The organism is Nocardia brasiliensis (assembly GCF_042691675.1).
Taxonomy (GTDB): domain Bacteria; phylum Actinomycetota; class Actinomycetes; order Mycobacteriales; family Mycobacteriaceae; genus Nocardia; species Nocardia brasiliensis_D.
The window spans coordinates 8,740,292-8,754,554 of sequence record NZ_CP170507.1; the positions used below are offsets into that span (position 1 = coordinate 8,740,292).

12 protein-coding genes are annotated in these 14,263 nt (G+C 67.0%); 3 read left to right on the plus strand and 9 right to left on the minus strand.

Features of this window, described 5'->3' with window-relative positions; genetic code table 11:
- The first annotated feature begins 54 nt into the window (after window positions 1-54).
- The 3 genes from trxB (at window position 55) to ACFK0J_RS40375 (ending at window position 2,878) form a co-directional block, all read left to right on the plus strand.
- Window positions 55-1,041 (plus strand): thioredoxin-disulfide reductase, encoded by a 987-nt coding sequence (gene trxB / locus ACFK0J_RS40365; RefSeq protein ID WP_378735263.1) that lies wholly within the window; start codon window positions 55-57, stop codon window positions 1,039-1,041.
- 107 nt (window positions 1,042-1,148) lie between these two features.
- On the plus strand, window positions 1,149-1,496 hold the full coding sequence (gene trxA, locus ACFK0J_RS40370; protein ID WP_378735265.1) for a thioredoxin: 348 nt from the start codon (window positions 1,149-1,151) through the stop codon (window positions 1,494-1,496).
- Between the two features lie 188 nt (window positions 1,497-1,684).
- The gene (locus tag ACFK0J_RS40375; protein ID WP_218472489.1) at window positions 1,685-2,878 is read left to right on the plus strand and encodes an N-acetylmuramoyl-L-alanine amidase; all 1,194 of its coding nucleotides are present in this window, start codon (window positions 1,685-1,687) and stop codon (window positions 2,876-2,878) included.
- 68 nt (window positions 2,879-2,946) lie between these two features.
- On the opposite strand, the gene ACFK0J_RS40380 is transcribed toward ACFK0J_RS40375, so the two are convergent.
- The 9 genes from ACFK0J_RS40380 to rpmH form a co-directional block, all read right to left on the minus strand.
- Window positions 2,947-3,681 (minus strand): GNAT family N-acetyltransferase, encoded by a 735-nt coding sequence (locus ACFK0J_RS40380; protein ID WP_378743360.1) that lies wholly within the window; start codon window positions 3,679-3,681, stop codon window positions 2,947-2,949.
- A gap of 310 nt (window positions 3,682-3,991) precedes the next feature.
- The gene (locus ACFK0J_RS40385) at window positions 3,992-5,011 is read right to left on the minus strand and encodes a ParB/RepB/Spo0J family partition protein (RefSeq protein ID WP_378735267.1); all 1,020 of its coding nucleotides are present in this window, start codon (window positions 5,009-5,011) and stop codon (window positions 3,992-3,994) included.
- 70 nt (window positions 5,012-5,081) lie between these two features.
- Entirely contained in the window at window positions 5,082-6,038 is a 957-nt protein-coding gene (locus ACFK0J_RS40390; protein WP_246634272.1) for a ParA family protein, read from the minus strand.
- A gap of 3,902 nt (window positions 6,039-9,940) precedes the next feature.
- Window positions 9,941-10,723, minus strand: a complete 783-nt coding sequence (gene rsmG, locus ACFK0J_RS40395; RefSeq protein WP_378735270.1) for a 16S rRNA (guanine(527)-N(7))-methyltransferase RsmG — start codon at window positions 10,721-10,723, stop codon at window positions 9,941-9,943.
- A 157-nt stretch (window positions 10,724-10,880) separates the two neighbouring features.
- Window positions 10,881-11,387 (minus strand): protein jag, encoded by a 507-nt coding sequence (locus tag ACFK0J_RS40400; RefSeq protein WP_378743362.1) that lies wholly within the window; start codon window positions 11,385-11,387, stop codon window positions 10,881-10,883.
- Window positions 11,388-11,539: 152 nt separating this feature from the next.
- A complete protein-coding gene (gene yidC, locus ACFK0J_RS40405; protein ID WP_378735272.1) occupies window positions 11,540-12,634 on the minus strand; it encodes a membrane protein insertase YidC in 1,095 nt (364 codons plus the stop codon).
- A 4-nt stretch (window positions 12,635-12,638) separates the two neighbouring features.
- Window positions 12,639-13,037 carry a membrane protein insertion efficiency factor YidD gene (gene yidD / locus ACFK0J_RS40410; protein ID WP_378735274.1) on the minus strand — a complete coding sequence of 133 codons (399 nt, stop codon included), beginning with the start codon at window positions 13,035-13,037 and terminating at the stop codon, window positions 12,639-12,641.
- On the minus strand, window positions 13,034-13,435 hold the full coding sequence (gene rnpA / locus ACFK0J_RS40415) for a ribonuclease P protein component (RefSeq protein ID WP_378735276.1): 402 nt from the start codon (window positions 13,433-13,435) through the stop codon (window positions 13,034-13,036). Before rnpA ends, yidD begins: the two co-directional genes overlap by 4 nt.
- Before the next feature lie 21 nt (window positions 13,436-13,456).
- Entirely contained in the window at window positions 13,457-13,600 is a 144-nt protein-coding gene (gene rpmH, locus ACFK0J_RS40420; protein WP_005516618.1) for a 50S ribosomal protein L34, read from the minus strand.
- Between the last annotated feature and the right edge of the window lie 663 nt (window positions 13,601-14,263).

A 14,263-nucleotide genomic window follows, 5' to 3' on the forward strand; every position in this document is an offset into this window, starting at 1 on the left:
CATTACGCTGTTGTTGACCGAGACGTCCGATTGATATCTTCCCGGAAGGGCCCCATGAGTACGCCAGTTCGCGACTTGATCATCGTCGGCTCCGGACCTGCCGGCTATACGGCTGCCGTGTACGCCGCCCGCGCCGAGCTCCAGCCGCTGGTGTTCGAGGGCACCCAGTTCGGTGGCGCGCTGATGACCACCACCGAGGTGGAGAATTTCCCCGGCTTCCGCGACGGCATCATGGGCCCGGACCTGATGGAAGAGATGCGCGAGCAGGCCAAGCGGTTCGGCGCCGACATCCGCACCGAAGACGTGGACGCCCTCGACCTGACCGGCCCGATCAAGACGGTCACCGTCGGCGACGAGACCTACCACACCTACGCCGTGGTCCTCGCCATGGGCTCGGCCGCCCGCTACCTCAACGTTCCCGGCGAGCAGAAGCTGCTCGGCCGCGGGGTGAGCGCCTGCGCCACCTGTGACGGCTTCTTCTTCAAGGGCCAGGACATCGTCGTGGTCGGCGGTGGCGACTCCGCGATGGAGGAAGCCACCTTCCTGACCAAGTTCGCCAACACCGTGACGATCGTGCACCGCCGCGAGGAGTTCCGGGCCTCGCGCATCATGCTCGAGCGGGCGAAGGCCAACGAGAAGATCAAGTTCGTGCTCAACGCCGAGGTCCTCGAAGTTCACGGCGACACCAGCGTGACCGGCCTCACCCTGCGCGACACCCGCACCGGCGAGACCTCCCAACTGGCCGCCACCGGCCTGTTCGTCGCGATCGGCCACGATCCGCGCAGCGAGCTGGTCCGCGGCCAGGTCGAGCTGGACGACGAGGGCTACGTGCAGGTGGTGCACCCGTCGACTGCTACGAAGGTGCCCGGCGTGTTCGCCGCCGGCGACCTGGTCGACCACACCTACCGCCAGGCGATCACCGCGGCCGGCACCGGCTGCCGCGCCGCCATCGACGCCGAGCGCTGGCTCGCCGAGCAGGGCGATATCAGCTCGAACACCCTGGACCACGCGGGTCACACGGTCGCCGTGCCCGCCAACTGACGTCCGTCATCGTCGCATCGCCCGCGGCGCGAGCGACGGCCCGAGGGCGGTAGCTCGCGTGACCACGAAGGGCCACGGGAGCGCCGCAATTCAGCAAGGGAGAACCCATGTCCGACAGTGCCAAGACGGCCAACGCCAAGACAATCACCGTCACCGACGCGTCCTTCGCCGACGACGTGCTGCTCAGCGAGAAGCCCGTCCTCGTCGACTTCTGGGCCTCCTGGTGTGGGCCGTGCAAGATGGTCGCCCCCGTGCTGGAGGAGATCGCGGGCACGCACGCGGACAAGCTGACCGTCGCGAAACTCGACGTGGACGCCAATCCCGGCACCGCCCGCGATTATAAGATCCTGTCGCTCCCCACTATGATGCTGTTCCGCGGCGGTAAGCCGGTGAAGCAGATCGTCGGAGCGAAGGGCAAAGCCGCCCTTTTGCGCGAACTCGACGGCGTCATCTGATCTCTGTCGCTGTACTGCCATAGGCGCCAAAGGACGTCGAGATCCACCGACGCGCCGTAGGATGCCTGGACCCGGGAATGCCGAATTCCCGTCCGGGTCTGAGACAATCGACCGACGCCGGTCGTGCGAAGGTGTATCCCAACGCATGAGTGGGTACCCGGATTGACGGAAGGAAAGGGCTCTCACGCATGCACCGACTTCGTCACGGCGACAGCGGTCCAGCCGTAGCAGAGGTTCGGAGCACCCTGGCAAGTCTCGGGTTCCTACACGCACACGTCGATACCGATCACGCCGACGCGCGCGAGTACTGGAAAGACACCGAGGCCGCGTTCGACCACCGGCTCGATTCCGCGGTCCGCGCGTTCCAACAGCATCGCGGGTTGCTCGTCGACGGAGTGGTCGGTCCGGCCACCTACCGAGCGTTGAAAGAGGCGTCCTACCGGCTCGGCGCGCGCACGCTGATCTATCAGCTCTCCGCACCGCTGTACGGCGACGATGTCGCGACCCTGCAGCGCAAGCTGCAGGACCTCGGTTTCTACGTGCACCGGGTGGACGGCTACTTCGGCCCGCACACGCACGAGGGGCTCACCTCCTTCCAGCGCGAGATCGGCCTTGCGGCCGATGGCATCTGCGGCCCGGACACGCTGCGTTCGCTCGACCTGCTCGGCGCCCGCGTCACCGGCGGCAATCCGCATCGGATCGCCGAGGAAGAGGTGGTGCACCGGGCCGGGCCGCAGCTGACCGGTAAGCGCATCGTCATCGATCCCGGTCTCGGCGGCCCCGACAAGGGTCACCCGGTACCGACCGAATACGGCGATGTGTACGAGTCGGAAATCCTGTGGGACTTGGCAAGTCGGCTGGAAGGCCGGATGGCGGCCACCGGGATGGAGACCTTCCTGTCGCGGCCGTGGGGCGCCAATCCGACCGATGCCGAACGCGCCGATACCTCGAATGCCTTCGACGCCGACCTGATGATCTCGCTGCGCTGCGCGACCAACCCGAGCCCGCTGGCCAACGGCGTCGCGGGTTTCTACTTCGGTAATTCGCACGGCTCGGTGTCGATGATCGGTCAGGTGCTCGCCGGGTTCATCCAGCGTGAGGTCGTCGCGCGAACCTCGTTGCAGGACTGCCGGACTCACGCCAGAACCTGGGATCTATTGCGGCTCACCAAGATGCCGACTGTTCAGGTCGACATCGGTTATCTGACAAACGATTACGACGCCACGGTGCTCACCAACCCACGGATGCGCGACGTGATCGCCGAGGCCATCCTCATCTCGGTCAAGCGGCTGTACCTGCTCGGCCAGGACGATCAGCCCACGGGCACATACACTTTCGCGGAACTGCTGGCAGAGGAACTGGCCGCGGCCGACCGCATGTAGCTGTACCGGAAAGCGCGCCCCTGCCGATCTCGTCGGCAGGGGCGCTTTCCTTTATCAAGATGAAGGACTCAGCGCACGCCGACGCGCGCCGGGGGAGTCATGGCGGCGGCCGCGAGCAGCTGGTCGAGCGCGCGCTCGACGTCTTCCTTCCACCCGTGATCAGAGTCGAGTTCCAGGCGCAGGCGCGGGAACTTGTGGTGCGGCGCCACCACCTTGAAGCCGACGTCCTCCAAGAAATCGGCCTCGATCATGCAGGTTTCCGGCGAACACTCGGTCATCGACCCCGGCGCCTTGGACCCGGTTCCCTTGATCGGCGAGATGATCCGCTCCATCAATGTCATCGAGCCGAACCGCTCGGACAGCGCGTGCGAGGGCGGATCGGAGCGAATCCCGAACGACTCCAACGCCCGCACGCCACGACGCACCAGATCGGCCACCACGGCCTGCATCAGCTGGTTCGCGACATCGGCATCCTTGTACGGAAATTCGGACTGCAGCGTGGTCAGCAGGACCGCATCCGGGCTGACCGGTGAGGTGGGGAAGAGGGTGGCGCGTGGCACGGCGCTCGGCGGCGAATACAGGGCACACCCCGCGACGTTGCCGTCGACGGTCGCCACCTGCCCGCACGAGCCCCATTCCAGCAGGACCGTGGAGAGCCAGGCTTCCTTTTCGAAGACCGGATCGCTGAAGCCGCGGGAGTCCTCGGCGACGGCGGGATCCATCTCCCAGAACACGCAGCGCCGGGAGTGCGCGGGGAGCCGGTCCAGCTCGCCGAGAGTGAGTGCTGTGACGCTGGTCGACACTGGTCTACTCAGCCTCCAGCTGTCCGATTCGTCCACGCTCATGCCTCCGCCTCGCTGACGCTCGGCTCGGGCACACGCGAAGCGCGCAGTGACATGATTCGCTCGCTAATACTTTCTCGCCAGCAAGAATAAGCGATCAAGAGAACCCGCCTCATTCCACGTCGCTGTGCTGTTGGTCAAGAACTTGTGTCGGGTCCGTTCGGGAGTCCATGCGCTCCGCTAACTCACGGAAATCCGCGCGCCGTCACAGTGACGTTTCGTCCGCGAGCTCGTACCTATCGCTTTCACAAGTCTAGTTCTGCCACTTCTGTCACAAATCGCGCTTGCTCTGTTCCATCAAGCTGACAATCCGCTCGAGGTCATCCACCGAACCGAACTCGACGACGATCCGGCCTTTTCGCTTGCCCATACTCACGATGACCCGAGTGTCGAACGACCCGGACAACCGATCGGCCACATCCTGCAAACCCGGCATATGGATCGGTTTGCGCTGCGGGGTAGGCGGGGCGGCCGGGTCCGGTGCCGGAGCCGTCGCCTGATTCGCCAGGATGACCGCCTCCTCGGTGCTGCGCACGGATAGCCCCTCGGCGACAACCCGCTTGGCTAATTCCTCCTGCGCGTCCGCACCGGCGGTCAGACCGAGCAGCGCACGCGCGTGCCCGGCGGACAGCACACCGGCCGCGACTCGCCGCTGCACCGAGATCGGTAGCTTCAGCAACCGGATCATGTTGGTCACGGCCGACCGCGACCGGCCGATCCGATCGGCGAGGACCTCGTGGGTGACGCCGAACTCTTCCAGCAGCTGCTGGTAGGCCGCCGCCTCTTCCAACGGGTTGAGCTGCACCCGGTGGATGTTCTCCAGCAGGGCGTCGCGCAACATCGACTCGTCGGCGGTCTCCCGGACAATCGCGGGGATCGCGGCGAGGCCGGCCTCCTGCGAAGCGCGCCAGCGACGTTCGCCCATGACGAGCTGATACTTGTCGACACCCGGTTCGACCCGACGCACCACGATCGGCTGCATCAGGCCGAATTCCTTGATCGAGTGCACCAGCTCGGACAGCGCCTCCGCCTCGAACACCTGGCGCGGCTGCTTCGGGTTCGGCTCGATCTGATCCGGCGGAATCTCGCGATAGACCGCGCCGCCGGGGGCCAGGTCGTCGTCGGTCGGGTCGGGGACCCGATGCAGGTACGCCGAGGCGGGCTGCGGCCCGATCGGGTCCAGACCGATGACGCTGGCCGCTTGACTGCTGAGCCCCGGCGCCGTCACCGGTCCCGTCGGGATCAGCGCGGCAAGTCCGCGCCCTAGCCCACCCTTCTTCGCCTGACTCATCGGTCCACTGACCCCTTCCTCGTTCCGCCACCACTCCGGGTCTCGCCGACCCGGCCGTCATCCAGCCAGCTCACTCCGCGGCTTCGGCGGCGGCATGTGCCATCGCCGTCGCCCTGGCCGCCATTTCGCGCCCGGCATCGAGGTAGCTCATCGCGCCCCGGGAGCCTGGATCATAATCGAGCACCGTCATGCCGTAGCCCGGTGCCTCGGACACCTTCACACTGCGTGGAATCACCGAGCGCAGCACCACATCACCGAAGTGGCCGCGCACCTCCTCGGCGACCTGATCGGCCAGCTTGGTCCGGCCGTCGTACATCGTGAGAATCACCGTCGACACGTGCAGGTCGGGATTCAGGTGCGCCTGCACCAGACCGATATTGCGGAGCAACTGGCCGACACCCTCCAGCGCGTAGTACTCGCACTGGATCGGGATCAGCACCTCCTTGGCCGCGACCATCGCGTTGACGGTCAGCAGGCCCAGCGAAGGCGGGCAGTCGATCATCACGTAGTCGATGTCGTACCCGGCGATATTGGCCTCCTGGATGGCGGCCTTGAGTCGCCCCTCTCTGGCTACCATCGACACCAATTCGATCTCCGCACCGGCCAGGTCGATGGTCGCGGGGATGCACAGCAGGCGTTCGTTGTGCGGACTCTGCTGGATCGCATCCCTAACCGACACCTCGCCGATGAGGAGTTCGTAGCTGGACGGAACACCCGAGTGGTGCTCGATACCCAAGGCGGTGCTGGCGTTGCCCTGCGGGTCCAGGTCGATCACGAGGACAGTCATCCCTTGATGCGCCAGGGCGGCCGCGAGATTCACCGCGGTGGTCGTCTTGCCGACGCCGCCCTTCTGATTGGCGATGGTGATGATGCGTTGCTCGTGCGGTTTCGGCACTGTCACCTTTCCTGGATGCAAAATCTGGCTGGCGCGTTGCGCTTCGGCCGCGATCGGGGTCTCGCTGGGGGAGATGTTCCCGAACGGTGTGCTTCCGAATGTCTCCGTGTCGAAATTGCTGGAGTCCAGCATTCCGGGTACACGCGACGTAGTTTCCCGTGAAACATTCGCCGGACCGCTCGACATAGACAGCTCCTAACCCGAGAACTTCAGATCACGTGCTTCCGACGAACGTCGGCGCCGTGTCATCAACAGCTGTGTCGGTTCGAACATGATGCTCAACCGGGTTCGCGGCGCCCGATCGACCGAGCGGAGCTCTCGCCGCTGTGACACCAAATCCTCCGTGGCACCTACGCTCACGCCCGACGTCCACTAGCTTGCCAGCACCGGACGCGATAAGAAAGCTGAATCGCGGCAACGCGCAAAGGACACGCGAATCTGTCCCCATTCAGCCACCATCCGCGTTGTTTCACATGAAACCCTGCCCCCGCCAACGTGCTTACGGGTTAGCCGAGAGCGCTTCCGCCCAACGCAGATCCGACCGAACAAGGCATTTCGACAGCGCAACGTCTCACCACCCGGCATTGTGAACCCAATGACTCGCCAGCACGGCGGCGGTCTTATCAACGGCGCGGCCTATCGAATGACGCGGCTCTCTGTGGTCCCCGCACAGCGGTGACCCGGTGACTCGGGAGCGCGGCCACCCTCGGCCACCCTCGGCGACTCGGCCACCCCCGGCGACTCGGCCACCCCCGGCGACTCGGCCACCCCCGGCGACTCGGCCACCCCCGGCGACTCGGCCACCCCCGGCGACTCGGCCACCCCCGGCGACTCGGCCACCCCGGCCACCTCCGGCGGAGCGGCAGCGCTACCTCCTGGTGACGCGTCCTCTCTACTACGCGTCCTCTCCAAGACGCGGCGACGAGACCGCCGACCGCCCGGCCACTCTGGCGCAGCAGCGGTACAGCGGCCGACCCCTCAACTGCGCAGCTTTTCGGCGACCCCGACGATTTCGAGCGCTACTTCGCACATCACGTGCACACGATGGAGATCTTCCGGAGCGGTCCGGACCGGACCTCGTTCGAGGCGTACACCGTGGTGGTCACGAGGGGCCGCTCGTTCGACGCATCGACGCTGCAGTGTGGCCTCCCGCAAGCATCGCGACGCGGACGGTGTTTCATGTGAAACCACAGCCGCGCCCGCCAAGGACGACGGGGCTAAGGAGACCGAGCGCCGTCGGTGCCCAGCACACAGGGCTGATCGTTTCCTGCGGAACTGCCACATCGTTTCCGCCACTCGAGCGCCACCGGCGCTGCGGTAAGCGCGGCGATCCAGACGGCACAACCGCTCGGCAAGCGCGGCGACCCGCTCGATGTTTCATGTGAAACCCCAACCCGGCGTGCCAAATACGTCAGAGGTCAGGTGAGGACCAACCGCGGCGGATGTCGGGGGAGAGCTTGATGTTTCCCGTGAAACAGCCCATGCGAAAGATCCTGCAGAATCGCCACGTCGTCTCAGGCGACTCCGCGACTGCCACTCGGTCACTCGGCCACACGGCCGTGCCCCCAGGCGCCCCGGCGCGGCAGCGGCAGCGGCAGCCTGCGCCCCGGCCTGGACAGCCCTCGCGACCCGGCGCGGCGGTGGGCCTCTCGAGGACACGGACTTTCGGCGACCCGCTGGCTCAGCAATCTGGCGGCTCGGCGAACCGGCGGCTAGGCCGCACGACGATCCCGCAGTACGAACCGATGGCACCGCAACTCGGCCGCCCGCCGACCCGCTGCCCCGCCGACCTGCCGCCCCGCCGACCTGCCGCCCGCACCTGGCGGGTGTGCGACCCGCGACCCAGCCACCCGGCCACTCCGGCGCGACCACCCTAGCCACCCACCCGAGCCACCCGGCCACTCCGAGCCACCCGGCCACCCACCCTGGCACGGTCACCGGGCCACTCGACGACCCGGTACGGACCCACACCGACCAGCCAGCCAGCCCACTCGGCGACCCGGCACCCCAGTAGCGCGGCGGCTCGGAGGACGCGGACTCTGCCATGCGGCGACAACGCGACGTGACGGCGACAGCCCTCTAGATAATGTGGACTATCGGTGATCCGGCGGTTCAGCCTCAACGACGACTTTGGCCACCCGCCAGCACCGCGATCAGCCCTCCCGGCTGGCGCGGCCACTCGCTGAGCGCGGCGGGGCGACGCGAACTTTCGACGGCGCGGCCCCTCAGGTCCCGGCGACTCAGCTTCGCCACCAGACGACCCGGCAACTCGGACACCTCCACGACTCGGCCACCCCGCGGCGACGCAACCAGCCGCCCGTCAGGCACGGCCTCCCGCTAGCACAGCGCGGCGGAGGAACGACGGCCTTTCGACGACGCGGTCTTTCGGCAACGTTCGACTCGGCTCGGACCCCCTGGACGACCGGGACGCCCGGCGACCCCGGCAGCGCGGTCTCACCGCACTCACGGCCACTCGCTCCACTCGTCATGTTTCATGTGAAACCGCAGTGCGACGTACCAAATACGAAAGAGGTGGAGAGAACCGCCGCCAGCACCGAGGGAAGTTGACGTTTCCCGTGGAACCAAGTGCGAACAGGCGCTTCGGGATCGCAGCATCGCCACCCGGCCCCCCAGGCCACCAGCCGCCGGTGCCCTGTAATCCGGTGCCCCTGCGACCCGGCGGCCACCCCGACGACCGGCGGCGTGGAGACCCAACGACTCCGCGACTCGGCCACCCGCGACCCCGCGATCCAACCAGTCGGCGGCTCTGAGACTCGGCCACCCGCCGACCCGCGCAACCCGCGACTTGGCCACCCGACCACCTGGCCCGTGGGCCTCTCTACGACATGGTCGTTCGGCGACCCGGCCGCGTGGAAACTCGCCGACTCCAGCGGATCGGCCACCCGGCCAACCAAGACTCGGCAACCCGGCGACCCCCGTAACCCCGCGACTGGCCACTCGACCACTCGGAGACACGGCCACCCGGAGACACGCTGCTCGACGCCCTTGCGAATCGGCGATCCGGTCACCCACGCGAATCCGGCCAACCGGGGTCGCGGCGACGCCGTCACTGGACGACGCGACCAACCCGGCGGCCTGGTAGGTCGGATGGCCTCGCGGCGCGGCGCGACAGGCGGGGCGGTGCGGCCTTTCGCATCGGCTCGTCGGCCGCCCGGCGGGCGACCCGCTCGACTCGGCGCCTAGGCGACCTAGTCACTTCGATCACGCGGCCACTCGATGTCCGGGTCGCTCGACCACCCCGGACACCGGGGAATCTAGCGACCCAGCCACTAGGCTGGCGCGGTCTCTCATCGGCAGCGGCGCGGGCCAACCGTCGAGGCGGACTTTCGCTGACCCGGCCGTGCGGTGACCGGGCGGCCCGGCGGTCCAGCGGCGCGGGGGCGCAGCGGCGCGGGGGCGCAGGGGCGCGAGGACGCGAGGACGCCAGGACGCGAGGACGCCAGGACCGGCAGCGCGGACACGCCACGACTCGGCGGCGCGGACACTCAAGGACCCGGACACCCCACGACTCGGCGGCGCGGCTTTGGGCAAGCGCGGCGACTCGGTCGATGTTTCGTGTGAAATTGCGGTGCCGACTGGTGAATACGAAAAGGGGAGACCAACCGCCGCCGGTGCTCCGCAGAGAGGGTTGGCGGTTTCCCGTGAAACAGCCCCCTGCGGATCGATCCTGTCGATTCACCACATCGACGCCGCGCCGTCTTGGCTGCACCCAGGAGGCTTCGGGTCGGGGAGTCAGCTATCTCCGGCTTCAAGGGCTGGGCCGCACCCCCGGCACAGCGGGTTGGTGCGTCGGGGCTCACCGGCACCGCGAAGGGTTCTGAGTTTCAGCGGCGACGGTGCGCCGCTGGAGAACCCGGAGCAGCCGACGGCGAGACCTGGCTCGAGGGTCCCGCACGTTCCTCTGCTTCGAGACGCGCCTACTTTGGTTCTACCGATGCCGCCCGGATTCAGCCTGTCCGGCAACGAGTCTCATTTGTCGATGGGAAGCAGTCGACCGGAGAAGTCCCGCCGCGCTACTTCGTCTTACGACCACGCGTCGGGTCGCCCGCGCGCTTCGCGGCCTTTGCTTCCTTGCGTGCCGTCGCGTGCTCGCTGCGGCGGCGGGGGGCGCGCTCGGCGCGGGGGAGGCGCTCGGCGCTGATGATCAAGGTGGGGGTGGAGACGAGGCCGGCTCCGCATTCGAGGACGGTGGCGTTGCCTGCGCCGGCCCGCTCCAGAGCTTCGCCGTCGCGGGCGAGTTCTTCGGCTGCGCTCACGCCTTTGAGGGCGAGCATCCGGCCGTGGTCGCGGAGCAGGGGGAGGGACCACTGCGCCAGCTTGCCCAGGGGGGCGACGGCGCGGGAGGTCACTACATCCGCGCCGCCTGCTTCCTTCATGACGCCGGATTGTTCGGCTCGGCCGCGTACCACGGTGACGTCGAGACCGGCGGCCTCGATGAACTCGCTGAGAAAGATGGTCCGACGCAGCAGCGGCTCGACCAAGGTGATGCGGAGGTCGGGGCGGGCGATCGCGAGCGGGATTCCGGGGAGACCGGCGCCGCTGCCGATGTCGACTACCGAGGCGCCTTCGGCGATCAGTTCGCCGATCACCGCGCAGTTGAGGATGTGGCGGTCCCAGAGGCGGGGGACCTCGCGTGGACCGATCAGGCCGCGCTCGACGCCTGCGGTGGCGAGCGCCGCGCAGTAGCGACGCGCGAGATGGAGTCGGTCGCCGAACACCGCCGCGGCCGTCGCGGGTGGTTCCAGCTCGGCAGGCAACGCGGTGGTTCCACCGAGATCTCGTTCCACGTGAAACATCCTTCCGAACTCGAATCGATCAGGCGAGCGGCGACGTACGGACAATCAGCTGCCGGACATGAACAAGGCCCCCGATCCGAAGACCAGAGGCCCTATCCAACCACCTACCCGTCAGGGTGACGAAATACGCCGTGCCCGTGACGTGTCCGGCTCTCACTCAGGACGGAACGACTACCACGTGCCGGTTCGGCTCGACGCCTTCACTCTCGCTGCTGACGCCATCGATCACCGCCACCGCGTCGTGCACGATCTTGCGCTCGAACGGCGTCATGGGCGCCAGCGACTCCGGTGCCCCGGACTCCAGCACCCGCTGCGCGGCGGCGGTACCGAGCGCGCTCAGGTCTTCCCGGCGCTTCGCCCGCCAACCGGCCACGTCCAGCATGAGCCTGCTGCGCACACCGGTCGCCTGCTGCACCGCCAGCCGAGTCAGCTCCTGTAGCGCGTCGAGCGTTTCACCGTTGCGGCCCACCAACTTTGACAGATCGCGGCCGCCATCGATGCTGACGATGGCGCGGTCACCCTCGACGTCGAGATCGATATCGCCGTCGAAGTCGAGCACGTCGAGCAACTGCTCGAGGTAGTCGCCCGCGATTTCGCCCTCTTCGATCAGGGCTTCCTCGGCATCGTTCACGACATCGTCGGCGTCCGTTTCGGCGTTCACCATCGTCGTCGCCACTGTGGCGTCCCCTCCGTCGGTCTCAACTGTCATTTGGTTTCCTTCATCTGCTCATCACGCTCGCCGGGCGCTACGCCGCCGGACGGTGCGCGATCAAGGGGTTGCTCAGCGTGGTGGCCGACCAGGCCACCGAAATGCGATCAGCGGCGGCGCTTCTGGTTCGCCCGGCCCCGGTTGCCCGGTCGCTTCTGGCCACCCGGCCTGCGCTGCCCCGCGGCCTTGCCGGTGGACTTGCCGGTCCCGTTGGTCGATGCCGGGGCGTCGACGGAATCCACCGCATCGATGACTTCGTCGACCGCATCCTGCGGCGTCTTCTTCCGGGTATTGACCGGCTTGGCGCCCGGCTTCGGCGCGTTCTGCGCCCGCTGCTCGATCTTGGCCAGCTTCTTGGCCTCTTCTTCCTTCTCCATCTTGCCGAAGACGAGGTGCTGCTGGCCGTAGGTCCAGATGTTGTTGGAGACCCAGTACAAGAGGATGGCGATCGGCAGGAACGGTCCACCGACGAGTACGCCTAGCGGGAACACCCACAGCGCAAGCTTGTTCATCATCGCGGCCTGCGGGTTCGCAGCCGCCTCCGGTGTCTGCCGGGCGACCGACGCGCGCGCGTTGAAGTGGGTGGCCAGACCGGCGATGATCATCAACGGGATCGCGACGGCGGCGATGGCCACCTTGCTCGGTACGACATTGTCGATGGCGAAGGCTTGCAGTTCGGTGTTCGGAATGGTGATGAACGCCGAGATCGGCGCGCCGAAGATACGGGCGCTCAGGAAGGACTGGACGTCGGCCGCGTTGAAGACGTAGTTGGGCGTATTCGCGTTCTCGGTGATCGAGAGCCCCAGCTGGCCGAAACCATGGCCGGTACGGTTGAACGAACGCAGCACATGGAACAGACCGAGGAACACCGGCACCTGGGCCAGAATCGGCAAGCAACCCATCAACGGGTTGAAGCCGTGATCCTTCTGCAGCTTCTGCATCTCCACCGCCATCTTCTGGCGGTCGTTCTTGTACTTCTTCTGCAGCTCCTTGATCTGAGGCTGCAGCTCCTGCATCTGCTTGGTGGTGCGCACCTGCTTCACGAACGGCTTGTAGAGCAGCACGCGCAGCGTGAACACCAGGAACACGACGGCAAGCGCCCAGGCGAGGCCACTTTCTTTCCCGAGGCCAGGCACTGCGGCAAAGACACGGTGCCAGAACCACAAGATCCAGGACACCGGGTAATAAATGAAGTCGAGCACGGCTCTATGCACTCCCGTCGTTCGTATCGCCGATCACCGCGCGCGGTGATCCTTTCCAAGCGTTCGGCTCCGACACCGGGTCGGCCTGCAGGCTGGCTTCCTGCGGCGCCGCATCGGTGGCTGCCACGGTCCCTGGGGCGGTGCGAACGGTGCTTCGCTTCCGCTCCGGAACGGGGTCCCACCCACCAGGGTGCCAGGGCGCACATTTGGCCAGTCGCACGGCTGCCAATCCGAGCCCGACGAACAGTCCGCGCGTCCGCAATGCGGTGACCGCGTACTCGCTGCAGGTCGGGGTGAATCGGCACACCGGCATGCGGGTGGGGGAGACATAGGTCCGATACAACTCGATCAGAAAGATCAGGGCGTTCGCCGGTAATCGGCCGATCGTGGCGGGCGGGCTCATGCCGATCCGACCCCGAGCTTGTGCACCGCGCCGCGCAGCTGGCGCAGCAGCTCCGCCGAGGAGGCGTCCGCCGCGCCGGGCAGCGCGCGGACCACGAGGTCGGCGTCGGCGGGCAACTCCGAGATCAGCTGGCCGCACATATGACGCAGGCGGCGGGCCACGCGGTGTCGAATCACCGCGTTGCCCACCGCCTTGCTGACGATCAGGCCGAAGCGCGGCCCGCCTACGCGGACCAGCGCCTCGGCTGGATCACCATGTCGTCTATTCACGTCCACGATTCCGTCATACCCGTGCATGAGCACATGTACGACCAGATCGCGCCTCCCGATTCGCTGGCCGCGGCGCACCGTCCGGGAGAAGTCGGCACGATGATGCAACCGATACGGCTCAGGCAACACCCGAGCGTCCGCGAGCGAGAATCAGGCAGTGAGTTCGGCGCGGCCCTTGCGGCGACGCGCCGAAACGATGGCGCGCCCGGCACGGGTGCGCATCCGGAGACGGAAGCCGTGAACGCGCGCCCGACGACGGTTGTTCGGCTGGAACGTCCGCTTGCCCTTGGCCACGGTCAACACTCCTCTAGTCAGTGGGCACCAGTCGGTGCCCGAAGCTTTTCGGTGAAACAGGTACTCGCGATGAATCGCAGTTCTGGTCATCATCGGCGCGTCGGTCTTGGCGCACAGTCGGTCGATCACGACCTACACGCGGTCAGCACAAGACCGCCACCGCACCAAAGGGTGACTGTACGAGGGTACTGATCGGCTCGGAGCGGGTCAAACTCGCCCCACCCGATCGGGTCCGGCGGCCCGACCAGCAGTAACGGTGCGGCCGAGAAAAGACGCTGTGCATATCACTGTCACACCCTGTGAGTATCGCAGTGAGTTCGTCCACACCCCTAGCCACGCCCGAGCGGATCAACAACTGGTGTTGCTCAGAGCTTGCTGCAGAACCGCAGGTCAACGCCTTCTCACGCGTGCGCGCAACGGCATTTCACAGTTCCCCAGAGTTCTCCACATCTGTGGATAATTGTGTGGAAAGACCCCTGGAGTGGCATATTCGTAGGGCCGACGGTGCCACGCCGCCGCCCGGAATGGGGATCCGGGCAGCGTCCGAACCGGTTACGGACGTACGCAGGATCACGGTACCGACCCGAGCATGGTCGACACCAGCGCCGCCCCGCGTGCCCCGGCCGTCTGCTCCTATCGACCTACTTCCGGGGAGGAAACTGC

Coding starts and splice junctions, on each gene's coding strand:
- trxB (WP_378735263.1), top strand. CDS start 55: ATGAGTACGCCAGTTCGCGACTTGATCATCGTCGGCTCCGGACCTGCC.
- trxA (WP_378735265.1), top strand. CDS start 1,149: ATGTCCGACAGTGCCAAGACGGCCAACGCCAAGACAATCACCGTCACC.
- ACFK0J_RS40375 (WP_218472489.1), top strand. CDS start 1,685: ATGCACCGACTTCGTCACGGCGACAGCGGTCCAGCCGTAGCAGAGGTT.
- ACFK0J_RS40385 (WP_378735267.1), bottom strand. CDS start 5,011: ATGAGTCAGGCGAAGAAGGGTGGGCTAGGGCGCGGACTTGCCGCGCTG.
- ACFK0J_RS40390 (WP_246634272.1), bottom strand. CDS start 6,038: ATGCTGGACTCCAGCAATTTCGACACGGAGACATTCGGAAGCACACCG.
- rsmG (WP_378735270.1), bottom strand. CDS start 10,723: ATGTTTCACGTGGAACGAGATCTCGGTGGAACCACCGCGTTGCCTGCC.
- ACFK0J_RS40400 (WP_378743362.1), bottom strand. CDS start 11,387: ATGGTGAACGCCGAAACGGACGCCGACGATGTCGTGAACGATGCCGAG.
- yidD (WP_378735274.1), bottom strand. CDS start 13,037: ATGAGCCCGCCCGCCACGATCGGCCGATTACCGGCGAACGCCCTGATC.